The sequence below is a fragment of the Roseateles saccharophilus genome, assembly GCF_031458095.1.
In the GTDB taxonomy this organism is placed as follows: Bacteria; Pseudomonadota; Gammaproteobacteria; order Burkholderiales; family Burkholderiaceae_C; genus Pelomonas; species Pelomonas saccharophila_A.
In genome coordinates this window covers 485,980-509,091 of record NZ_JAVDXU010000003.1, presented here as the reverse complement: position 1 = coordinate 509,091, position 23,112 = coordinate 485,980, and the positions used below count along the sequence as shown (strand labels likewise).

18 protein-coding genes are annotated in these 23,112 nt (G+C 67.1%); 5 read left to right on the top strand and 13 right to left on the bottom strand.

The features are described from left to right. Positions 1-32: 32 nt before the first annotated feature. Positions 33-2,303, bottom strand: a complete 2,271-nt coding sequence (locus J2X20_RS21340) for a TonB-dependent receptor plug domain-containing protein (protein ID WP_310269140.1) — start codon at positions 2,301-2,303, stop codon at positions 33-35. A gap of 184 nt (positions 2,304-2,487) precedes the next feature. Then, complete coding sequence (locus tag J2X20_RS21335) at positions 2,488-4,884, bottom strand: Tex family protein (RefSeq protein WP_409034182.1); 2,397 nt, start codon at positions 4,882-4,884, stop codon at positions 2,488-2,490. 138 nt (positions 4,885-5,022) lie between these two features. Between J2X20_RS21335 and J2X20_RS21330 the strand changes: the two genes are divergently transcribed. Next, entirely contained in the window at positions 5,023-5,877 is an 855-nt protein-coding gene (locus J2X20_RS21330) for a hypothetical protein (protein ID WP_310269134.1), read from the top strand. Then, positions 5,874-7,052 carry a hypothetical protein gene (locus J2X20_RS21325; protein WP_310269131.1) on the top strand — a complete coding sequence of 393 codons (1,179 nt, stop codon included), beginning with the start codon at positions 5,874-5,876 and terminating at the stop codon, positions 7,050-7,052. The genes J2X20_RS21330 and J2X20_RS21325 overlap by 4 nt, the downstream gene beginning before the upstream one ends. On the opposite strand, the gene J2X20_RS21320 is transcribed toward J2X20_RS21325, so the two are convergent. After that, positions 7,033-7,920, bottom strand: coding sequence for an AraC family transcriptional regulator (locus J2X20_RS21320; protein WP_310269128.1), 888 nt, complete (start codon positions 7,918-7,920; stop codon positions 7,033-7,035). The genes J2X20_RS21325 and J2X20_RS21320 overlap by 20 nt on opposite strands. Before the next feature lie 133 nt (positions 7,921-8,053). Here J2X20_RS21320 and J2X20_RS21315 point away from each other — a divergent pair, with 133 nt between their 5' ends. Next, positions 8,054-8,809, top strand: a complete 756-nt coding sequence (locus J2X20_RS21315; protein ID WP_310269125.1) for an SDR family NAD(P)-dependent oxidoreductase — start codon at positions 8,054-8,056, stop codon at positions 8,807-8,809. On the opposite strand, the gene J2X20_RS21310 is transcribed toward J2X20_RS21315, so the two are convergent. The 10 genes from J2X20_RS21310 to kduD all read right to left on the bottom strand — a co-directional run bounded on the left by J2X20_RS21310 (position 8,789) and on the right by kduD (position 19,474). Further along, entirely contained in the window at positions 8,789-10,048 is a 1,260-nt protein-coding gene (locus J2X20_RS21310; protein WP_310269122.1) for a TIGR03862 family flavoprotein, read from the bottom strand. The genes J2X20_RS21315 and J2X20_RS21310 overlap by 21 nt on opposite strands. A 40-nt stretch (positions 10,049-10,088) precedes the next feature. After that, positions 10,089-11,597 (bottom strand): MFS transporter, encoded by a 1,509-nt coding sequence (locus tag J2X20_RS21305; RefSeq protein ID WP_310269119.1) that lies wholly within the window; start codon positions 11,595-11,597, stop codon positions 10,089-10,091. Positions 11,598-11,842: 245 nt separating this feature from the next. After that, a complete protein-coding gene (locus tag J2X20_RS21300) occupies positions 11,843-12,730 on the bottom strand; it encodes an SDR family oxidoreductase (protein WP_310269116.1) in 888 nt (295 codons plus the stop codon). Beyond that, positions 12,730-13,179: a GNAT family N-acetyltransferase gene (locus tag J2X20_RS21295; RefSeq protein WP_310269113.1), complete on the bottom strand. Its 450-nt coding sequence runs from the start codon at positions 13,177-13,179 to the stop codon at positions 12,730-12,732. Before J2X20_RS21295 ends, J2X20_RS21300 begins: the two co-directional genes overlap by 1 nt. Beyond that, entirely contained in the window at positions 13,179-14,198 is a 1,020-nt protein-coding gene (locus J2X20_RS21290) for an NADP-dependent oxidoreductase (protein ID WP_310269110.1), read from the bottom strand. Before J2X20_RS21290 ends, J2X20_RS21295 begins: the two co-directional genes overlap by 1 nt. 101 nt (positions 14,199-14,299) lie before the next feature. Next, positions 14,300-15,100 carry a DNA-binding transcriptional regulator KdgR gene (gene kdgR, locus J2X20_RS21285; protein ID WP_310269107.1) on the bottom strand — a complete coding sequence of 267 codons (801 nt, stop codon included), beginning with the start codon at positions 15,098-15,100 and terminating at the stop codon, positions 14,300-14,302. 44 nt (positions 15,101-15,144) lie between these two features. Continuing rightward, positions 15,145-16,416, bottom strand: a complete 1,272-nt coding sequence (locus J2X20_RS21280) for a pectate lyase family protein (RefSeq protein WP_310269105.1) — start codon at positions 16,414-16,416, stop codon at positions 15,145-15,147. Continuing rightward, complete coding sequence (locus tag J2X20_RS21275; protein WP_310269102.1) at positions 16,413-17,495, bottom strand: pectinesterase family protein; 1,083 nt, start codon at positions 17,493-17,495, stop codon at positions 16,413-16,415. Before J2X20_RS21275 ends, J2X20_RS21280 begins: the two co-directional genes overlap by 4 nt. Beyond that, positions 17,492-18,652, bottom strand: coding sequence for an oligogalacturonate lyase family protein (locus J2X20_RS21270; protein ID WP_310269100.1), 1,161 nt, complete (start codon positions 18,650-18,652; stop codon positions 17,492-17,494). The genes J2X20_RS21275 and J2X20_RS21270 overlap by 4 nt, the downstream gene beginning before the upstream one ends. Positions 18,653-18,712: 60 nt before the next feature. Beyond that, on the bottom strand, positions 18,713-19,474 hold the full coding sequence (gene kduD, locus J2X20_RS21265) for a 2-dehydro-3-deoxy-D-gluconate 5-dehydrogenase KduD (protein ID WP_310269097.1): 762 nt from the start codon (positions 19,472-19,474) through the stop codon (positions 18,713-18,715). Positions 19,475-19,676: 202 nt separating this feature from the next. Here kduD and J2X20_RS21260 point away from each other — a divergent pair, with 202 nt between their 5' ends. Together J2X20_RS21260 and J2X20_RS21255 are read left to right on the top strand one after the other, a co-directional pair. Next, on the top strand, positions 19,677-20,009 hold the full coding sequence (locus tag J2X20_RS21260; RefSeq protein WP_310269093.1) for a cupin domain-containing protein: 333 nt from the start codon (positions 19,677-19,679) through the stop codon (positions 20,007-20,009). A 153-nt stretch (positions 20,010-20,162) separates the two neighbouring features. Beyond that, complete coding sequence (locus J2X20_RS21255; protein WP_310269090.1) at positions 20,163-23,099, top strand: TonB-dependent receptor; 2,937 nt, start codon at positions 20,163-20,165, stop codon at positions 23,097-23,099. Positions 23,100-23,112: the final 13 nt, after the last annotated feature.

The following is a 23,112-nucleotide window of genomic DNA, read 5'->3' as shown; positions in this document are numbered from 1 at the left end:
CGATGACACGGTCGGGACGGCATGGAGCGTCATCAGAACTTGTGTTCCCAGTTCAAGGCCCACCAAGCGACGGGCTTGCGCTCATTCAGCGCGAAGTCGGGCAGACCGGTGTAGGTCACGTAAGACCCTTGCTTGGGCTGAAACAGGCCGTTCACGCTGACGCGGACGTTGTCCTGCTTGCTGACCTGCATCATCGCGAATGCATCCAGCGAACGGGCGGCCAGCGTCTCCTGGCTTTGCAGATTGGTCTGCTGCACGTCGAATTTGGGCGCGATCTGGGCGCTGAAGCCCATGCTGATCGGCAAGCTCTTCATGCGGTAGTCCGCGCCGAAATTGAACTGCCAGGGCTGCTGGCCTTCCAGGCGGTTGTTCGGCCCGACGATGTCGTTGACGGTGGAGCGGTACAGGTTCAGCGATGCGCGCAGGCTCAGCGCCGTCGTCGGTTCGAACAAGCTGGGGAACAGCTCGCCGGCGCGCCCCTTGACCTCCAGCTCCAGCCCTTGCGTCGTCGCCTTGCTCAGGTTGATCGGCCGGGCGACCCAGCGAGCCTTCTCCGCCCAGAAGACGCTGTTTTCCTTGACGAGCGAATTGCGCACGAGACCGGTGATGCGGCGGTGGAACACCCCGACCGACACCATGCCGCCCGCGGGCAGGTAGCTTTCCCAGGCGATGTCCAGGCCCGTTGCCAGCTCCGGCTTGAGGTTGGGGTTGCCGACGCGGTCAGGCGCTGACTGGGTGTTCTCGACCGCGACCCGCGGCCCGCCCGGCTGGTTCGCGTCGAGAGACGTGGCCGGGTAGTCCGTATTGATGGTGGGGCGCGCGATCAGCTGCTGCACGTCGGCCGCTTTGTAGCTGCGCGTCAGGCTGGCGCGGACCATGTCACGGCCTTTCGGATCCGGCTTGAAGTTCAGGTGCAGCAAGGGCGTCGTCACCTTGCTGGTGCTGTTGAACTCGCTTCCCACGCCTTCACTGACGGTCTTGATCTGCTCATGGCGCACGCCGAAGTAGGCCGACCACTGCTTGTTGATCTCCCACTCGTCCTGGCCGTAGAAAGCCGTACGGGTGATGGTCGCGTTGAAGGGCTGGCCTTCAACACCGGGCAGCAGGTCCTTGGCCACCAGGGTGACCGGATCGCGTTCGATGGTGCTGCGGACTTCGTCGCGGGTACGACGCTCGATCTCGCTGCCGACCGTGACCGTGTGCGCTTCACCGGCGTACTGGCTGTATTTGCCCGATAACGTCGTGTTGCGGTTGCGGTTGTCGCCCGTCGTGATGCGTTCGATGACGGGCACGCCTGCCGCGTTGCGGCCGAAGAAGTTGAAGTTGAAGTCGGCGCCGCCGCTGCCGGTGCCGGCCCGCAGCTCGATACGGCGGTCTTCGCCGAAGCGGTTGTTGTATTGAACGTTGACGCGGTTGGCGGAGAACGTGCCCCGGTTGCGCGTCGTGTCGAGCACGCTGACCGGCCGAATGCTCTTGACGGGGTCGAAGAACAGTTCCTGCGTCGTGTTCTCGCCTTCGTTGCGGAAGCGGTTCTGCACGAAGAAGCCTTGCACGGTCAGCGTCTCGTCGTCGCCGAGCTTCCAGTTCAGGCGCGGCGATACATTGAAGCCGCGGCCATGGGCACGGTCCCAGCCCGAACTGCTCAGTCGCGTCAGGCCGCCATCGCGCAGCCGTTCGCTGTCGGTCTCGTTGACGAAGTTCCAGTGGTAGACCGAGATGGGAATGACGAAACCCACGCCGCCCAGGGCCCGGTCGCCATAGGTGAAGCCGGCGTTGATGACAGGCTTCTCGCTGGCATAGGCCACACCCAGGCGCAGATCCTTCTGCACGACGCGCGGGGCGTCCTTCAGGATGATGTTCAGCGTGCCGGCAATGGCCTGGGCGCTCTGGTCAGCCGTCGGCGCCTTGGTCACTTCCAGGCGCTCGACCTGGGCCGGGTTGAGGTTGTCCAGGCTGAATCCCGGGGGCGCCGGCTCGCCGTTGACGAGGATCTGGGTGTAGGCGCCGCCCAGGCCGCGCATGCGCAGCTGGCCGCCCGAGACATTGATGCCGGGCAGGCGCTTGAGCACGTCGGACAGCTGGGTGTCGCCGTATTTGTCCAGTTCTTCGCGGCCGTAGAGCTGCTTGGCCACGGGCTCGCGGCGGCGCAGGTCGGTGTCGGTCTGCTGGCGCGTCACGGACACGCGCTCGAGCTGGTTGTTGCCACTCGGCGTGGGCGAGGTGGAAGCGCGATCGACTTCCTGCTGGGCCAGGACCAGGGCAGGGCTGAGCAGAAGCAGCAAGGCGAGGGCGGGGGTTTTCAAGACGGACTCCGAGGGTTCGATGCGGCGCGCACCATAGCGGCAGCGCTGTCTAGGCGCAGTGCTGCTGCGACCAGTTGCAGGTTTGGGGGCGTCAATCGACGGCCCGTGGTGCGGGCCGCGATGATGGCAAAGCTTTGTTTCAATGACGAAGGTCAGGCTGCAGGCGCCTGTGCCAGGGCGAGCTTCAGCGCTTGAGCTTGGCGAAAGCTGCGGCCATGGCGTTGCCGCCGCTGGGCTGCGAGTCGCGTGCTCCACCGCTGGGGCGCTCGTTGCGGGCGGCGGGGCGATAGCTGTTGTCCTGCTTGGGACCACGTGGCGCCTGGGCGTCCAGCTTCATCGTGAGGGAAATGCGCTGGCGGGCCAGGTCAACCTCCAGCACCTTGACCTTGACGATGTCGCCGGTCTTGACCACTTCGCGGGCGTCGTTGACGAATTTGTTGGACAGCTGGCTGACGTGGATCAGCCCGTCCTGGTGCACGCCCAGGTCGACAAAGGCGCCGAACTGCGCGACGTTGCTGACCGTGCCCTCCAGCAGCATGCCGGGCTGCAAATCCTTGACGTCCTCGACGCCGTCGTTGAAGCGCGCCACCTTGAAGTCCGGGCGGGGGTCGCGGCCGGGCTTTTCCAGTTCGGCCAGCACGTCCTTGACGGTGATGAGGCCGAACTTCTCATCGGCCAGCAGCTCGGGCTTGAGGGAGCGCAGCACTTCGCTGCGGCCGACGACTTCGGCGGCCGGTCGCTTCAGCAGCGTCAATGCCTTCTCGACCAGCGGATAGGTCTCCGGGTGGACGCCGCTGAAATCCAGCGGGTTGTCGCCGCCGCGGATGCGCAGGAAACCCGCCGACTGCTCGAAGGTCTTGGGGCCCAGGCCGCTCACGTCCAGCAGCTGCTGGCGGTTCCTGAAGGCGCCATTCGCGTCGCGCCAGCGCACGATGCTGCTGGCGACCGAGGCGGACAGGCCGGAGACGCGGGCCAGCAGGGCCTGGGAGGCGGTGTTCAGGTCCACGCCCACCTTGTTGACGCAGTCCTCGACGACGGCGTCCAGGGCGCGGGCCATCTCGCTCTGGTTGACATCGTGCTGGTACTGGCCGACGCCAATGCTCTTGGGATCGATCTTGACCAGCTCGGCCAGCGGGTCCTGCAGGCGGCGGGCAATCGACACGGCGCCGCGCAGCGACACGTCGAGGTCGGGCAGCTCCCTGGACGCGAACTCGGAGGCCGAGTAGACCGAGGCGCCGGCCTCGCTGACGACGACGCGCTCGATCTTCACGCTGGCGTCCAGGGCCTGCAGCTTCTTGATCAGCTCGCCGGCCAGCTTGTCGGTCTCGCGGCTGGCGGTGCCGTTGCCGATGGCGATCAGGTTGACGCCATGCGTGGCGCAGAGCTTGGCCAGCGTGTGCAGAGAACCATCCCAGTCGCGGCGCGGCTCATGGGGGTAGACGGTGGAGGTGTCCAGCACGCGGCCGGTGTCGCTGACCACGGCGACCTTGACGCCCGTGCGGATGCCCGGGTCCAGCCCCATGACGACGCGCTTGCCGGCCGGCGCGGCCAGCAGCAGGTCACGCAGGTTCTCGGCAAAGACCTTGATGGCGGTGGCTTCAGCCGCCTCGCGCAGGCGGGCGAACAGGTCGCGCTCCAGGCTCAGGCTCAGCTTGACCTTCCAGGTCCAGGCGACGGTCTTGCGGATCAGCTCGTCGGCCGGGCGGTTGGCGTGGCGCCAGCCGAGGTGGGAGGCGATGCGGCCTTCGGCCAGGCCGGGCTTGCCGGCCACCGGTTCTTCGTCCAGCACCAGCTTGGCGTCCAGCAGCTCCTGGGTGCGGCCGCGGAAGACGGCCAGGGCGCGGTGCGAGGGCACGGTGCGGATGGGCTCGGCGTAGTCGAAGTAGTCGCGGAACTTGGCGTTGTCCGGCGTGTCGGGGCTCTTGCCGTCCATCAGCTTGGACTGGAACAGGCCGTCTTCCCACAGCCACTCGCGCAGCTTGCCCACCAGCACGGCATCCTCGGCCCAGCGCTCGCTGAGCAGGTCACGCACGCCGTCCAGCACGGCGAAGGCATCGGCAAAGCCGCCCTCGGCGTTGATGAACTTCGCCGCTTCATCCATCGGGACGAGAGCCGGGTTGGCGAACAGCTGGTCGGCCAGCGGCTCCAGGCCGGCCTCGCGGGCGATCATGCCCTTGGTGCGGCGCTTGGGCTTGTAGGGCAGGTAGAGGTCTTCCAGCTCCTGCTTGGTCGGCGCGGCATGGATGGCGGCCTCCAGTTCGGGCGTCAGCTTGCCCTGCTCGGCAATGCTCTTCAGCACGGCCTCGCGGCGCTCGGCCAGCTCGCGCAAGTAAGCCAGGCGGGCATCCAGCTCGCGCAGCTGGATGTCGTCGAGGCCGTCGGTGGCCTCCTTGCGGTAGCGGGCGATGAAGGGCACGGTGGCCCCGCCATCCAGCAGCTCGACGGCGGCCTGCACCTGGGCGGGCCTGACCTTCAGTTCGGCGGCAATCTGGGAAACGATCAGCTTGGTGTCCAAAACGGGCTCTGGAAATACGGCGAAAAGCCTTCGATTTTCCCATATGGGTTTTCCTGTAACTCCCATCTGCAACGGCTGGCGCGGTTTCTGCGGGTTACCGAGGGTTTGCCAGACCTGGCCCCTCCCTACAGTCGCCGGCGCAGTACCCAGTACCCATACCAAACAGGAGACAAGATGCGGAAGATGCTTTCTCGCCGGTTTCTGATGGCGATCGGTGTGGCCTTGATGGCCGGCGCGGCGTTTGCGACGAATTACTCGCTGTGGATCAATGGCCGCACCGGCGGCGGCGTGGCCGGCAACTACGCCGACTTCACCTACTGGGGGCCGGCCGGCACGGCCGCCGGCGTCAACAAGAAGGCCGTCAACTGGGACGGCTACAGCCATGTCTCGGACAAGAACTACCTCGTCCGCAACGCGCTGGACTGCTTCTGCACCGGCACCAACTGGTGCTACATCGCCGTGCACAGCGCCGGCAACCTGCAGATCGGCTACACGCTGGCCATGTATGGCGGCACCTCGCGCTACAAGAAGAACGCGACGCCGGGCAGCGACGGTTCCTGCGCCAACAGCGACGGCACGACCCAGACCGGCTGGAACATCAAATGGGTGGACGTGGCCGCCGGCGCCGCGGGCGGCAGCGAGTTGGCCAACGCCGGTGACTGGGCCTTGAGCGAGCCGCTGGTGAGCGACCTCAAGACCGGCACGGCCCGTGCCATGTACGACCACAACAACACCCGCAGCAAGATCTTCTATCTGTGGGCCGGCGCCAAGGGCACGCTGTATTCGGGCGTGCTGCCGGGTCAGGATGACGAGGCCGTCGCCTATCACTCGGCCGGCGGCATCTCGGGCAGCGGCGGCGGCAGCTATTGCAACCCCAGCGACTGGTTCTGCAACGACCTGACGCTGGGCACGGCAGCGGCCGAAGGCGGTGCGGCCAAGTGGAGCAACCACACGGTCGTCTTCCGTGACGACGCCGAGGCTTACAACCACTACACCAACGGCAATTGGCAGGGCACGGTGGGCCTGGTGCGCACCGACATGGTCAATTACGCCAAGTGAAGCGTCGCGGGCTCTGGCTGGCGGGCGCCGTGCTGGCCGGCCTGATCGCCTGGTGGGCCTGGCCGCGTACCGCGGCCGTGCCCGAGGCCCAGGCCGCCGTACCGGCGCGCAACCATCTCGCGCTGCCCACGCCGGCGGCGTCGGTGGGGGCGTCGCGCCCCGAGGGCTCGCCCTTCACGGACGCCGCGCTGCGCGAGCGCATGGCCCAGCGCGACCAGCTCGTGCAGCGGCTGGAGCGCGCCAAGCTGACGCTGGCCACCTATCGCGAGCAGACCCGCTACCCGCACGAGTCGCGGCCGATTGACCAGCACCCCGACCAGATCCACCCCTTTGCGCCCATCCGCGAGAGCCTGCCGCTGCGCTTTCCCGGCAGCAAAGGCGCGGTGCCGGGCGTGCGCATCCTGACGACGCAGGACCGCGTCTTCATGAGTGGCGACGAGATCGTCAAGATCAGCGTCAGCGCCCAGGACGAGGCGGGTAGGACGCTGCCGCTGCTGATCACGCGCGCCGTCGCCTTTGACCTGCCCGACCCGCGCCAGGCCGCCGGCCGGCCGCAACTGGCGCTGGACTTCACGGGCAGCGAGGGCGTCTACAGCGCGCAGTTCCAGCCCTCGCGCACGGCCTTTGCCGACTTCGCCGGCACGCTGCGCCTGCAGGCCATCCTGAGCCAGGACGGGCGCCAAGGCGTTGTCAACTTCGATGTCGTCTACCAGCCCCTGGTGCCGGCCGAATGGGGGGCCATCAGCGAACGCGTCGCCGACGGCTCGCTGGACTTCCTTGTCGGGATCAATGTCAAGCAGACGGGTCGTTATGTCGTCAATGCCCGCGTCGACGATGCCAAGGGGCAGCCCTTCGCCCTGGTCAGCTTCAACGAGGAGTTGGGCGTCGGTGCGCAGACCGCGCGGCTGCGTGTCTTTGGCAAGCTGCTGCGCGACGGCGCGCCGGCCATGCCGCTGAAGCTGCGCGATCTGCAGGGCTTTCTGCTGATGGAAGACCGCTTCCCGGACCGCGCCATGCTGGCCCGGCGCGAGGGCGTCGTTTACTGGAGCGGCAGCTATGCGCTCAGGGCGTTCTCAGACGCCGAATGGACGAGTGAGGAGCGCGACCGCTATCTGGCCGAACTGGGCAAGGATGTCAGCCAGCTGGAAGCCCAGCTCAAGCCGCCCGGGCGCTGAGGCGGGCCGCCGCCACGTCACGCGCCGGCGGCTGGCCGAACAGCCGGCCGTATTCGCGGGTGAATTGCGGCACGCTTTCATAGCCGACGGCGAAGGCGGCGCTGCTGGCGCTCACGCCATCGGCCAGCATCAGCCGCCGGGCCTCGATGAGGCGCAGATTCTTCTGGAACTGCAGCGGCGACAGCGACGTCGCCTCGCGAAAGCGCCGGTGAAAGGCCGAGGCGCTGAGGCCCGCCACCTCGGCCAGTTGCTCCACCGCCCAGGGCCTGGCGAACTCCGCGCGCAGCAGGGCCACGACGCGGGCGATGCGTGCGGCCTGGCCGCCCGGCCCGCCCAGGGCGCGGATGGCCTCGCCATGTCGGCCGGCCAGCAACCAGTAGTGCATCTCGCGCAGCAGCGAGGCCTGCAGCAGGGGAAGCGCCTGGGGGCGCTCCAGCAGGCGCAGCAGCCGCAGGCCGGCATCGGCCACCTCGGCGTCCGTCGGCACGACGCGCACCGGCGCCAGCTTGCCCGCCGTGGCGGCCTGCATCTCGCCGGCCAGTGCGGCGACGGCGGCGGTGTCCAGCTCCAGCACCAGCGAGTAGTAGGGTGAGGCCAGCGTCGCGCGCGTGATCTGGCTGACCGTGGGCACGTCGGCCGTGATCAGCAGCGACTCGCCGGGTGCCATGTCCAGCACCTGGCGGCCCTGCGTGACCTGCTTGCGGCCCTGCACGACCAGGGCGACCAGCGGGCGCGAAATGGCATAGACCAGGCCGCTGGGCGCCGTGGCACGCACGGTGGTCAGGCCCGGGATGGGCGTGCGGGCGATGCCATCGGCGTCGGCGTGAGCCTCGGCATGGCGACAGACAGCATCGAGCAAGTCTTTCATGGGGTGCCAGCCTACAGCCTCGCGCGCGCTGGTGTGAAGCGGAGCAGGATCAGGCAAGGGATGGCGAGCATCCGGCAACCGCAGCCGGGCGCCTGAATGGAGCATGAAGGCCTGTTTCAACCGGAGCCTTCCCATGACCATGCTCAGCCTCATCACCGGCGCCAGCCGCGGCCTCGGCCGCAACACCGCCCTCGCCATTGCCCGCCGCGGCGGCGATGTCATCCTGACCTACCAGAGCCGGGCCGATGCGGCCGAGGCCCTGGTTGCGGAGATCCGCGCCCTCGGCCGCCAGGCTGTCGCGCTACGACTCGATGTGGGCGATGTCGCCAGCTTCCCGGCATTTGCTAAGCAGCTGCGCGCCGCGCTGCGCGACACCTGGGCGCGCGACAGCTTCGACCACCTCGTCAACAACGCCGGCCATGGCGACTACGCGTTGATCGCCGACACCACCGAGGCGCAGTTCGACGGCCTCGTCAACGTGCACTTGAAGGGGGTGCTCTTCCTGACCCAGGCCCTGCTGCCGTTGCTGGCCGACGGCGGACGCATCGTCAACCTGTCCTCGGGCCTGACGCGCATGTCCTTCCCCGGCTATGCGGCCTACGCGGCGGTGAAGGGCGCGGTGGAGGTGCTGACGGTCTACCTCGCCAAGGAGCTGGGCGCGCGCGGCATTGCCGTCAATACCGTGGCGCCAGGGGCGATCGAGACCGACTTCGGCGGCGGCGCGGTGCGCGACAACCCCGAGGTCAACCAGCGCTTCGCCGGCATGACAGCCCTCGGCCGCGCCGGTGTGCCGGATGACATCGGGCCTATGGTGGCCAGCCTCCTGTCACCGGACAACCGCTGGGTCAATGCCCAGCGCATCGAGGTCTCAGGCGGCCAGGCGATCTAGCAGGCCCTGGGCCGCGGCACGGCCACTGGCCATGCTGGCCGTCAGCAGATAGCCGCCGGTCGGGGCCTCCCAGTCCAGCATCTCGCCGGCGACGAAAACGCCGGGCAGGCGTTGCAGCATCAGGCCGTCGTTCAGGGCCTCGAAGCGGACGCCGCCGGCGGTGCTGATGGCCTCGGCCACCGGGCGGGCGGCATGCAAGGTCAGCGGCAGGCGCTTGAGGGCCGCGGCCAGCGTGGCGGCGTCCAGCATCTGCGCGCGCGTCAGCAGCTCGTGCAGCAGGCCCATCTTCAGCGGGCTCAGGTGCAGGCGGCTCTTCAGATGCGAGGACAGCGAACGGCTGCCGCGCGGATGCTTGACCTCGGCGAGCACGCGTTCGGGTGTCAGCTGAGGCAGCAGGTCCAGATGCAGCGTCGCCTGGCCGTCGCGCGTGATCTGGTCACGCAGCGAGCTGCTTGCGGCGTAGACGAGGGAGCCTTCGATGCCGGTGGCGGTGATGACGAACTCGCCGGGGCGGCTGGCAAAGCCTTCGGTCTCGAGGGCCACCGGCTTGACCGGCTGGCCGGCGAACTCGCTGGCAAAGCGCGCGCTCCAGCCGGCGCCACTCGTGTGAGCCGCCGTCGGGCCGACGTCGAAGCCGCAGTTGGCGGGCTGCAGCGGGGCGATGTCGACGCCACGGTCGGCCAGCCACGGCGCCCAAGCGCCATCCGAGCCGAGCTGGGGCCAGGACGCGCCGCCAAGAGCCAGCAGCGTCGCCGCCGGCGTGACCAGGCGTTCGCCGTCGGGTGTCTCGAAGCGTAGCGCGCCGTCCGTGGTCCAACCCGTCCAGCGGTGACGCATGGCGAACTTCACGCCCGCCGCACGCAGCCGGTGCAGCCAGGCGCGCAGCAGCGGCGCCGCCTTGAGGTCGGTGGGAAAGACGCGGCCCGAGGTGCCGACAAAGGTCTGCACGCCCAGCTCGGCCGCCCAGGTGCGCAGTGCATCGGCGTCGAAGCCGCGCAGCAGCGGTGCTATCTGGGCAGCGCGCGCGCCGAAGCGGCCGACAAAGGGCTCGAAGGGTTCGGAGTGGGTCAGGTTGAGGCCGCCCTTGCCGGCCAGCAGGAATTTGCGGCCGACGCTGGGCTTGGCGTCGAAGACGGTGACGGCTTGGCCGGCCGCGGCCAACACTTCGGCCGCCATCAGGCCGGCGGGGCCGCCGCCGATGACGGCGATATCGGCCGTGAGAACTTCTTGGGGTTGCATGCCCGATTCTAGGAACCGGGCCCGGACCTGGAGGCCGCCCTCAGGCTGTGGCCGGTTTCGCTTCCCCCGGCATCAGGTCGTTGTTGCCCCAGCACTGCTCGTAGGTCCAGCCGGTCAGTTCCTCGGCCACAGCGCGGGCCTCTGGCGGAGCGTCGGCGATGCGGCCGCCGGCCTTGATGCGGGCGATTTCCTGCAGCAGCACGGCGTGGTTTTTGCGGTCGAGCTTCATCTGGGTGGTGTAGTAGACGCCTCCCAGGCCCAGACCGATCACGCCCAGGGTGAAGATGCCGATGATGGCGTTGACCGCGATGTCCGGCTGGCTGGCCTGGCCGGACAGGAAGCCGAACTGGCCCAGGGTCCAGCCCATGGCGAAGACGATGGCCGAGCGGGTGATCTTGCCGGCGAAGGTCATGGCGCCGGCATAGATGCCTTCACGCCGCCGGCCGGTCAGCACCTCGTCGACGTCGGCCAGGAAGGTGTAGACCGTCCATGGGATGTAGTAGACGCCGCCGGTGCCCAGGCCGAACACGGCCGTGATGGCGAAGAGGGCGATGGCCGTGGTTTCCTTGGACCAGCCCAGGTAGAACAGTGCGGTATAGGCCAGCACACTGCCGCAGACGACGAGCAGCGCAATACGGTAGGGGCGCGCGAAACCGAATTTGATGCACAGGCCGATGAACAGCAGGGTCGATATCAGCTGCATCACCGAGCTGAAACTGTTCAGGTAGCCGACCACGGATTTGTCCTGCCCCATGCAGAAGACGATGAAATAGGTGAATATCGAGGCGAACAGCCATTCCGCTCCAAACCCCAGCAGATACATGCCGAGGTGTTTGCGGAAGATCTTCAGATGAAAGGTGGACCGCATGTCCACGGCGAGCTTCTTGAGGGCTTTGCCCAGGCTGCCGGCGCGCTCCTGCACGACCTCGCTGACGGGCCGCTCCCAGGAGGAGAGGTAGAGGGCCGTCATGGCGGCACACATGATGAGGGCATAGATGATGCCGGTCAGCAGGAAGGGCGTGGCCGACTCCTTGCTGTACACCAGGAACAGCTGGGCCGGGATGAAGGCGGCCAGGAAGTTGGCGCCCTTGCCGAACATGGCCTTGGAACCGGTGAGTTTGGAGCGGACGGCAAAATCCGTGGTCATTTCCGTGGCCAGGGTTTCATAGGGAACCATGATCATGGTGTAGACCAATTCGAACAGGGCATACATGCCCAGGTAGTACCAGAACCCGAAACCCTCGATCCACATCAGCGGATACAGCAGCACCGCAGGAATGCCGACCAGAATGAAAAAGCGTCGGCGCCCGAACTTGCGGCCCAAACGCGTGTTGTAGAAGTTGTCGCTGATATACCCCATCACCGGGTTGCTGATGGCATCCAGGATGCTGGCCACCGAGAAGATCGTGGCTGCCTCGACGACCGTCAGGCCGCAGAAGGTCGTGTAGAAATAGAGCAGCCATGCCGCCGCGATGGCCAGGGCGCCGCTGCCCAGCAGATTGGCGCTGCCATAGCTCAGCGTGTGTCTGATCGAGATCGTTCGGGTCATGACGGGCTGTCTCTCTGTGAAGTGGAAGACAGTTTCATTTTTTGTGGCCTGTCGTTCCGTGTGGCGAGTATCCCATTTCCGGATGCTTTGGGACCTGCCGTCAACCCTGGGCTCTCGCTCTCCCATGCGCTGCGGCCCTGCGGGCTAAGGCCGGCAGGGCTTGGGGTTGGTGCAGTGGTATGTCAGCGCGTCGCGCGCAGGCATACGGCGAGGCCGACGCGCGGGTCAGGCCCCGCCGAGGGGGCTCAATCGGCGCGCAGCTTGGCCCGCAGCGCGGCGCCGATCTCCGGCTTGTCGACAAAGGCGTCGGTCGGGTTGCGCAGCAGCATGACGTCTTCCAGCCGCGTCTGCACGCCGGCCAGGGCCTGCGGGTGGCTGAAGATGTAGAACTTGTTGTGGTCGATGGCGTCGAAGACCATGGCCGCCACGTCGGCCGCCGTCAGCTTGCCCGAGGACACCGCCTTGTCGGACTGGGCCTGGGAAATCATCTGGCTCTTGGTCGGCTTGGCCGCGGCGAACTCGCTGGGGCGGTTGCGGTGGCTCTGGCTGATGCCGGTGGGGACGAAGAAGGGGCAGAGCACCGAGGCGTGGACCTGGTCGGTCACCAGGGACAGGTCCTGGTAGAGGGTCTCGGACAGCGACACGACCGCGTGCTTGGACACGTTGTAGACGCCCATGTTCGGCGGGTTCAGCATGCCGGCCATGGAGGCGGTGTTGACGATATGGCCTGAGTAGGCCGGGTCGGCCTTGGCGGCGGCCAGCATCATGGGCGTGAACAGGCGCACGCCATGCACGACGCCCATCACGTTGACGCCCATGACCCATTCCCAGTCGCTTAAGGAGCTCTCCCAGATCAGGCCGCCCGACCCGACACCGGCGTTGTTGAAGACGAAGTGGGGGGCGCCAAAGCGCTGCTGCACGGCGGCAGCCAGCGCTTCCATCTGATCGGCCTTGGCCACGTCGACGACGCGGGCCAGCACCTCGACGTCCTTGAACTCCGAGGCGGCCTTGTCCAGCGCATCGGCCTGCACGTCGACGAGGACGAGGTTCATGCCGCGCGCGGCGGCGAGGCGGGCGGTCTCCAGGCCAAAGCCTGAGCCGGCGCCGGTGATGACTGCGGTTTGTTTGCTCATTACGTGGTCTCCTTGCGCATCTCGATGTGAGGGATGCCGTCTTCCATGTATTGCTCGCCAACGGGCGAGAAACCAAAGCTGCCGTAGAAGCGCTCCAGGTGGGCCTGGGCGTGCAGCGTGATCGAATGCCTGGGCCACAGGCGCTCGCAGTGGGCGAGGGCCTCGGCCATCAACAAGCGCCCTGTGCCGCCACCGCGGGCGGCGGGCGAGGTGACGACGCGGCCGATCAGCGCGTCGGGCGCCTTCAGCCCCGGCGGGATCAGGCGCAGATAGGCGTTGAGCCGCCCATCATCGCCATGGCCCAGCAGATGCCAGGTCTGACGGTCCAGGCCGTCGATGTCGAGGAAGACGCAGTTCTGCTCCACGACAAAGACCTCGGAACGCAGGGCCAGCACGTCGTAGAGCTGCTCGATCGTCAGCTCCTTGAACGGGACACAAGTCCAGCGCATCAGATCAGCTTGACGAGCTGCTTGCCGAAGTTCTTGCCCTTGAGCAGGCCCATGAAGGCCTCGGGGGCGCTGGCGATGCCCTCAGACACGGACTCGCGGAACTTGAGCTTGCCGGTGGCGACCATGCCGCCCAGCTCCTTCAGCGCCTCGGGCCAGACTTCCATGTGCTCGGACACGATGAAGCCCTCGACCTTCATGCGGTTGGTCAGGATGAGCTGGGGATACTGGAGCGGGATGGGCTCGCCGTTGTAGCCGGAAATCATGCCGCACATGGCGATGCGGCTGAAGGCGTTGGCGCGCAGCAGCACAGCGTCCAGGATCATGCCGCCGACGTTCTCGAAATAGCCGTCGATGCCATTCGGGCACTCGGCCTTCAGCGCGCCGGATAGCGACTTCAGGTCGGCGTGCTGCTTGTAGTCGATGCAAGCGTCAAAGCCCAGTTCCTCGACGACATAACGGCATTTGTCGGCGCCACCGGCCAGGCCGACCGCGCGAGCGCCGCGCGCCTTGGCGAGCTGACCCACCACGCTGCCGACGGCACCGCTGGCGGCGCTGACCACGACAGTCTCGCCGGCCTTCACCTGGATGATCTTCATCAGGCCATACCAGGCCGTCACGCCGGGCATGCCGACCGAACCCAGGTAGGCGGACAGCGGGATGTGGGTGGTGTCGACCTTGCTGAGCACGCCGCGCTGGGTGGCGTCGACGGTCTGGTATTCCTGCCAGCCGCCCATGCCGACGACCTTGTCGCCGACAGCGAAATTGGCGTTCTTCGACTCGACGACTTCGCCGACCGTGCCGCCGATCATGACCTCGTCCAGCGGCTGGGACGCGGCGTAGCTCTTGCTGTCGTTCATGCGGCCGCGCATGTAGGGGTCCAGGCTCAGGTAATGGTTGCGCACGCGCACCTGGCCCTCGGACAGCGGGGCGAGAGCGACCTCGACGAGGCGGAAGTTGTCGGGCGTGACCTCGCCCTTGGGGCGGGTGGCGAGGACGATCTGGCGATTGATTGGGCTCATGGGGGCTGTCGGTTCACACAACAGCCGCCATTGAAGCATCACGCGAAATGCCCCCGCGTCCCTGGGGCGACAGGCGCTCCAGCGGTTCTAGAGAGGCCTCCTCAGGCCGGGATCGGGTAGTGGGTGCAACCCAGCTTTTCCGAGATGTCGCGGCTGGCGGTCTGCAGCATCTTGACGACCTCGGGCGCCTTCTCGACGTCGAAGCGGAAGGTCGGGAAGGACACGCTCATGCCGGCGATGGGCTGGCCCAGGCGGTCGAAGATGGGCACGCCCAGGCAGCGGATGTGGTCGTCGAATTCCTCGCGGTCCTCGCCGAAGCCCTGCTTCTTGACCTGCTCCAGCTCGGCCAGGAAGGCGGGGCGGGTGACGATGGTCTTGTCGCGAAAGCGCTTGAACTCGGCGCCGTCCAGGATGCGGTCGCGGCGCTCGGGGTGCTCCCAGGCCATCAGCACCTTGCCGATCGCGGTGCAATGCAGCGGCGCGCGGCGGCCGATGCGCGAGTACATGCCCAGCATGTGGCGCGAGTCGACCTTGTGGATGTAGATGATCTCGCTGTCGATGAGGCTACCCAGGTGGACGGTCTCGCCGGTGGCATCGGCCAGCATCTGCATATGGTGCTTGGCCAGGTCGACCAGCTCGGGCGAGGGCAGGGCCTTGGAGCCGAGCTCGAACATGCGCATGGCCAGGCCATAGCGCTCGCTGTCGGCCTCCTGGCGCACATAGCCCAGGCCCTTCATGGTCTGCAGGAAGCGGTAGACCGTCGCCTTGGGCATGGCCAGGCGCACCGAGAGGTCGGTGATCCCGATGTCACTGCGCTCACCCAGGGCGTTCAGGATGGCGAACACCTTGAGCACCGCGGCAACCGACTCGGGCTGCTTCGAATCACCAATGTCTTCATCCATCGTTTCGATTCTTTCGGGTGCGTGTTTCAAGGCTGGATTCTGACTCAGGCTCGGCGTGGCCCGGCGCCGGCGCGGATTTGCTCAGCCAGTTGATCGGGTTGTTGCGGACGCAGGGCGGCGGCGTCATAGGCCTCATCGGGGCGCCAGCCGACGTCCGGCGACAGGGTTTCGCCCGGGTGGCTGGCCCGCCAGGCGGCCAGGATGTCGACCGGCCGGCCATTGAGCCGGCTGCCGGTGTCGACAAACGCCGTGCCCTTCCAGCGGCGGATCAGGCGATCGGCGCCGATCTCGGCCGGCAGCTCCCAGCGGTTGTGCTCGCTGAAGAGGTGCGACTGCACGCCGACGCCCAGGGAATAGCCGAATTCTTCGGCGCGGTCGGCGGTGAAGAGGTTGCCCACCACATGCACTCGGCCATAGCGCACCCGCGGTGAGCGTTCCTTGCAGGCATGGAAGTGGTTGTGGTGCAGGGTCACGCGCAGCTTGCCGGTGTCGGACGTCAAGCTGTCGCTGTTGCCGATCAGCATGGTTTTGTCATGGGCCTGGAAGCGGCACCAGGACACGGTGACGAGGTCGCTGCCGTTGGTGATGTCCAGCAGGCCGTCGTGGTGCTGCACGCGCTGGCCCAGGCGGATGGGCTCCAGCTTGTCGGGATGCTTGCCGTCGTCGAAGAGGCAATGGTCCACCCAGACGCGCTCGGCGCCGCGCAGCGACAGCGCGTCGTATTCGGAGTTCCACTCGCCATGTACGTTGTCGCGCGGCTCCCAGCCGGGAAAGTGGTCGTAGGCGTCGGAGAAGCGCAGGTCGCGGATGACGATGTTGCTGACCTTGTCCAGCAGCACCATGCCGTGCTGAAAGCCGGCGCCGGGCGCCGCACCCAGCAGTGTCGTGTTGGACGGCAGGCGCACGATGGACACGGCGGCCTGGCGCTGTGCTGAGCGCTTGCGGGCGTCTTCCAGCGGGCCTTTGGGGTCGTCGCGGCCCCAGGTGGCGGGGTCGTAGGCGTGATCGAAGGCGTCGAAGCTGAACTCGGGGTCGCGGAAGGCCTCGACACCGCCGGGGCAGAGGTCGATGAAGGCATGGATGCGGATGATCTTGGGCTTGTCGCCCAGGCGCAGCGCGACGTTCAGGCCGGCGCGGTCGTGGACGTCGAAGATGTGCTGGGGAATAGCCTTCGCGCCGCCCGTGGTGTTGCCGACACCGGCCCAGCCCTGGGCCGACTCGACGATCGCAGGCGAGGGGGTGGCGCAGCCGCCGAGTGCGGAGAGTCCGGCAGAGAGGCCGGCGAGGGCGAGGAGTTGGCGGCGGTGGAGTGTCATGGTCGGTTGTTGAATTCGCTGAGGCGGTTCGTGGCCGCGTCGAAAGGCCGGCGCGAGGTGCTGGCGTTCCAGGGACCGACATGGGCGCCGATCTCGCTGTCGCGCACGACCGCCATGCCGTTGGGGCTGGAGCCGGCGACCCAGGTACCGGCCTTCACGCCGGCATCCCAGGCGCGGCCGAGGGACGTGGCGCCGGGCGCGATGCCGGGCTCGCCGACGAGGCGGCTGTGCGTGACGAGGAAGCCCTGGTTCACATCAGGCGCCGTGCTGGGCGCAAGGATGATGCCGCCGTGGCCGGGCGTGCGGCGATTGGCTCGCGTGAGGACGGTGGAGTGCTCGATGACCAGGGTCGCGTTGCCGAAGATGAAGTCCACATCGCCCGCAATCAGGCTGTGGCGGATCAGCTGGCGGGCCGGCTTTTCGGGCGCTGAACGCTTGACGTAGAGGGTGTCCTGGTGGCCGAGCAGGCGCACGTTGTCGAGTTGGATGCGGTCGCCAGTGAGGGTCAGCGCCACGGCTTGCGCGCCGCCGCTTTCGCCGACGCCCGGCGGGTAGGCCTCGCCGCGGCGCACGCCGTCCATCGCATCGTTGGCGATGGTCAGCGAGATGAGCTGCACGTCGTTGCTCTGCACGAGCACGCTGGTGCTGCCGCTGGTGCCGATGGTGGTCTTGCCGAGCTCGGGCCAGCAGGGGTGGGCGGCCTCGTTCTCGCCCTTGGGCTTGCCGGAGAAGCGGTTGTCCACCAGCACGACGGCGCTCGCGTCCAACGCCGCGCCGATCAAGGCGATGGGCGCCTTGTCCTTGATGCACAGCGGCCCGCGGTAGGTGCCGGGCTGGATCTGGATGACCCAGCGCTTGGCGCCTTCAGCGGGCACCTTGTCGATGGCCGCCTGCACCGACTCGCCGGCCCTGACGACAAGGTCCGGCGGGCTGGCGGCCAGGTCGGCCAGCGGTGCCGGTTTCCAGTCGCCGAGATAGGCCGCCGTCGTGTGCTGGGCCGCCTGTTGCGGCGCCAGCTGGGGGCGCTCCTGGGCCTGGCTCAGGCTGGCCACCAGCAGCAGTGCCAGCGCGGACTTCACAGGTCGGCCAGGTAGAGGGCCGGCTCCACGCCGCTGGCGCGCTCCTTGTCGCAGCTGAACAGCACCTGCTTGTTGTCCGGTGTGAAGCTGGGATGCGGGTGGGTGACCTGGCGGTCGTCCTTGTAGACGTCCCAGCCGCTGTCGTGGCGGGCGATGGCGCGCGTCGTGCCGGCCTTCAGGTCGAACAGGTGAAGATAGGGGTCGCCCACCAGCATCTCGTTGTCGCCGCTGCTGGCCTTGCCGCAGCCATCGCCGACGATGAGGGTGCCGTCGTGGTTGCTCATCAAGTGGGAGCATTGCGGCATCGCGGTGAGCAGCCTGTTCTCCAGCGTGACGGGGTCCAGGCTGTAGATCCAGCGCTCGGGTGACTTCTCGTTGTAGCTGACGTAGATCATGGCGCTGCCGTCCGGCACCCAGAACTCGTGCGTACAGCTTTCGCCGTCCAGGTGCTCCTTGCCGCAGCGGCGGTTCGTGCCGTCTTCGTTGATGAACCACATGCGCGCGTCGATGAGGTCGTGCGGGCCTTCATGGCAATAGGCGACGGTGTTGTCGTCGAAGGGGCGGTACTGCGGATGGCCCAGCCAGCCTCGTTGCTCGAGGATGACGGTGCGCTTGCCTGTGGTGAGGTCCACGCTGAAGAGCCTGCACAGCGGCCGCTTGTGGAACATCTCGTTGAACTTCTGCCAGGTGTTCAGCGGGAACCAGTCGGCGGCGGCGATCTCGATGCCCACGATCTTGGTGCAGGCGCTGTTGCTGACCCAGGTGCCGTAGCCCACCCAGTCTTCGGGCACGATGTAGAGGACTTCCTCTCGCAGCGTGGCGAGCTCCAGGCGGATGAACTGGCGCTTGTCACGCACGAAGTAGAGGTGCCGGTCGTCGGGGCTCAGGAAGCCGCCGAAGGTGTTCTCGCCCGCGCCATCGGTGAGCTGGATGGCGGTCTGCGTGTCCAGGTCGAGCAGGTGGTAGTTCCAGTTCGGGCTTGGATGGGGACCGAACTCGCCGCCGAAGATCAGCTGGCGGCCGTCATTGGTGAAGCACTTCTGATAGAAGTAGTTGCGGTGGCAGGTGACATCGGGCGGCGTCAGCCGCGTCACGCGCGCCCCGGTGTCGGGATCCTCGCGGGTGAGGAATTCAAACTTGCGTTCGGTGGCTTTCATGGCGTCCTCTGCAGCGCATTCTGGAACCCCGCGGCGATCGCCTGCGGGGCCCTCGCGGGATCAGCGTGCCAACCAGCCGCCGTCGACTGCGATGGTGTAGCCGTTGACGTAGTCAGAAGCCGGCGAAGCCAGGAACACCACCGGTCCAGCCAAGTCCTCGGGCTTGCCCCAGCGGCCGGCCGGGATGCGGTCGAGGATGGCGCTGTTGCGCTGCTCGTCGGCGCGCAGCTGGGCGGTGTTGTTGGTGGCCATATAGCCCGGGGCGATGGCGTTCACATTGATGCCGTGCGAAGCCCACTCGTTGGCCATCAGGCGGGTGATGCCCATGACGCCGCTCTTGCTGGCGGTGTAGGAAGGCACGCGGATGCCGCCCTGGAAGCTCAGCATGGACGCGATGTTGATGATCTTGCCGCCCGTGCCCTGGGCCATGAAGGCCTTGGCCACGGCCTGGGACAGGAAGAACACCGACTTCAGGTTCAGGTCCATCACGTCGTCCCAGTCGGCCTCGGAGAACTTGATGGCGTCCTCGCGGCGAATGATGCCGGCGTTGTTGACGAGGATGTGGACCGCGCCGTTCAGCGCCTTGGCCTGGGCCACCAGGTCGGGGATGCAGCTGACATCACCGAGGTTGGCGCGCAGGTCCAGGAAGCGCCGGCCCAGAGCCTCGACGCCGGCCTGTGTCTCGTCGGGCTCGGAGACGTTGACGCCGACGATGTCGGCCCCCGCCTGCGCCAGCGCCAGTGCCATGCCCTGACCCAGGCCGGTGTTGCAGCCGGTGACGATGGCCGTCTTGCCGGCCAGGTTGAAGTTGTTGAGCACCATAAGTCGTTGCGTCCGATCAGCGCAGAGGGGTCGTGGCCAAGGTGGTTCAGTTTGTTGAAACGCAGTTCCACTTTTGCCGATGCCGCGACTTTAGGCAGGCTGCAAGTGTTGCGGAATCATGGTTTCTAATTAGTGAACCGATGTTCCGATTTTTGCATCTTCCACCTATCATCGTCCACAAGCCGGACAAATACGCAGCACCATGAGCACTTTCTTCCTCAATGACGACACCCCCTGGCACGAGCTGGGCGACGGCATTCGCCGCAAGATCGTGGGCCACACGCCGGAGCTGATGTCGGTGCTGGTGCAGTTCGACAAGGGTGCCATCGGCACCCCTCACGCCCATGACGCCCATGACCAGATTGCCTATGTGATCTCGGGTCGTTTCGAGTGCGAAGTCGGTGGCAAGAAATGCGTCCTCAAGCCGGGCGACGCCTTCGTGGCGCCCCGCCTGACCCTGCATGGCGTCGTTGCGCTGGATGACGGCGCCACCCTGCTCGACCAGTTTTCCCCTCGCCGCGACGACTACCTGTAGTCGCTGCCCACGGCCGGCGCTCGCACTGCAGCGACGCTGGCTCCAAAGACCAAAGGGTGCCCTGCGTGCGCCCGGGCCGATAGGCCCCGTGAACAACCCGAGAGCCGCCAGCGCTGGCATGCGCAACAGGCGGCCCAGCACCAGGAGACATCCATGCCCGCATTCCGTCCGTCCCACCGCTTGGCCCTGAGTCCGGTGGCCCTGGCCGTCGCCTTCATGGCCGCCCCCGTGTGGGCCCAGACCGCGCCTGCCGCGTCCCAGCAGCTCGAGACCGTCACCGTCACCGGCATCCGCGCCTCGCTGGAAAGCGCGCTGAACGCCAAGCGCCAGGACAAGGGCATCGTCGATGTCATCAAGGCCGAGGACATGGGCAAGTTCCCGGACACCAACCTCGCCGAGTCCCTGCAGCGCATCCCCGGCGTGGTGATTGACCGCGACGCCGGCGAAGGCCGCAACATCACCGTGCGCGGCCTGGGCGGCGACTTCGCCCGCACCCGCATCAACGGCATCGAGGCCCTGGCCACCACCGGCGGCACCGACAGCTCCGGCGGCGCCAATCGCACCCGCGCCTTCGACTTCAACGTCTTCGCCGCCGACCTCTTCAGCTCGTTGACCGTGCGCAAGAGCAGCTCGGCCGACGTCGACGAAGGGTCATTGGGCGCCACCATCGACCTGCAGACGGCCCGCCCCTTTGACCTGAACAAGTTCGCGGCCGCCGTCTCCGTCAAGGGCACCTACAACGATCTGTCCGGCAAGGCCACGCCCAAGGCGTCCTTCCTGATCTCCAACACCTTTGCCGACAAGAGGATCGGCGTGCTGCTGTCGGGCGCCTATTCCAAGCGCAAGGTCTACGAAGAAGGCTTCAGCACTGTGCGCTGGGACAACGGTCCCTCCAGCGGCAATGCCTTCAGCGGCTGGTGCCCGCCCCAGGGCGTGACGGCCAACCTGCCCACCGGGTCCACCGCCACCACCTGCGGCCCCGCCGCCCAAGGCGTGGCCCGCCTGCCCAACACACCCGAGAACCTGGCCGCCTACAACGAAGCCAGCAAGGCCACCAACTTCCACCCACGCCTGCCGCGCTACGGCCGCCTCACGCATGACCAGGAACGGTTGGGCTTGACCGGCTCCATCCAGGTGCGCCCCGCGGAAAGCATGCTGCTGACCTTCGACATGCTCTACAGCAAGCTGGATGCAACCCGCCAGGAAGACTTCCTGGAAGCCATCTCCTTCAGCCGCGCGCTGTCGGCCGGCGGCAAGCAGCAGACCAGCGTGCTGGAGGCCCAGTTCGCGCCCAGCGGCCAGATGGTCTACGGCAAGTTCAATGGCGTCGACGTGCGCGCCGAGTCGCGCTTCGACAAGCTCAGCACCGAGTTCAGCCAGCCCTCGCTGACGGTGGAGCAGGACATCACCGACACCCTCAAGCTGACGGTGCGCGGCGGCCGGGCCACCTCGCGCTTCCGCAATCCCATCCAGACGACGACCACGCTGGATGCCCCCAACGTCAATGGCTATGTCTTCGACGCCCGCGGCGACGACCGCGCCCCGCTGCTGGGCTACGGCAACCTGAATCCGGCTGACCCCAACGGCGCCCTGAAGATCTACGGTGTTCCGGTCGGCTCGACCAGCATCACCAACTTCACGCCCAGCGAGATCCGCATCCGCCCCAACGGCGTGACCAACCGCCAGGACGTGCTGACCGCCGACCTCGCCTGGGAAATCATCCCCGACGTGCTGACGCTCAAGGGCGGTGCCAGCTACAAGCAGTTCAAGTTCACCAGCTACGACATCCGCCGCACCGTCGAGACCATGAACACGCTGCCGGCCGGCGTCGACCCGGCCAGCCTGACGACCACGCTGACGGGCTTCGGCAAGGGCCAGAACCTGCCGGCGGGCTCCATCACGTCCTGGGTCATCCCCAACCTGGACGCCATCGCCAAGGCCTATGACATCTACTGCAACTGCCTGAAGAGCGGCCCAGCGGGCGGGCCCGGCGACTACACGCTGACCTCCATCACCAACGGCAGCGCCCGCGGCGGCAACCGCGCCATCAGCGAGACTGATACCGGCACGTGGTTCATGGCCGACTTCGAGACCCGCCTGGGCGGCATGGCCGTGCGCGGCAACCTCGGCACCCGCTATGTGAAGACGGCCATCGAGGCCAGCGGCTACCTGGCTACCGGCGGTGGCAGTCTCGTCACCGCCACCAAGCAGTACACGGACTGGCTGCCCTCGGCCAATGTCTCGCTGAACCTGACCAAGGACATCATCCTGCGCGCCGCCGCCGCCAAGGTCATGTCACGCCCGCCGCTGCAGAACCTCAACCCCGGCGGCACCCTGTCCACGACGGGCTCGCTGAGCTATACCGGCGGCAACCCGGCCCTGGACCCCTTCCGCGCCACCACCTTCGACCTCAGCGGCGAGTGGTACCACTCCAAGAACGGCTTCATCGGCCTGGGCGTGTTCCAGAAGGACATCAAGAGCTATGTGCTGACCGTCGGCCGCAACGTGCCCTACAAGGACACCGGCCTGCCGATGTCGCTGCTGCCCAGCAACTTCACCGGCGACGAGATCTTCCTGGTCAGCGCGCCGGTCAACAGCCCGGGCGGCAAGCTCACCGGCTTCGAGATCAATGTGCAGCAGCCCTTCAGCTTCCTGCCGGGCTGGGGCAAGAACTTTGGCGTGCTGGCCAACTACACCCAGGTCAAGTCCAAGATGGACTATGTGATCTCCGCCGCCGTCGGCGCGGCCACCGTCACGGAAGACCTGGTCAACCTGTCGCCGCGCTCCTGGAACCTGTCCTTCTACTACGACGACGGCACCTTCAGCGGCCGCGTGTCGACCTCGGCGCGCTCGGCCTTCCTGACCACCATCCCGGCCGGCAACAACCAGGACGTGGCGGGCAAGAACAAGACCTTCAACGTCGACCTGTCGATGGGCTACCAGCTCAACAAGCAGCTGCAGCTGACCTTCGAGGCCACCAACCTGACCAACCAGGCCAACGACCAGTTCATCTCCCGTGCGATGAACAACGTCGTCGTCAACAACTACACCGGCCGCGAGTTCATCGTCGGTGGCCGCTACAAGTTCTAAGGCGCCCATCGCC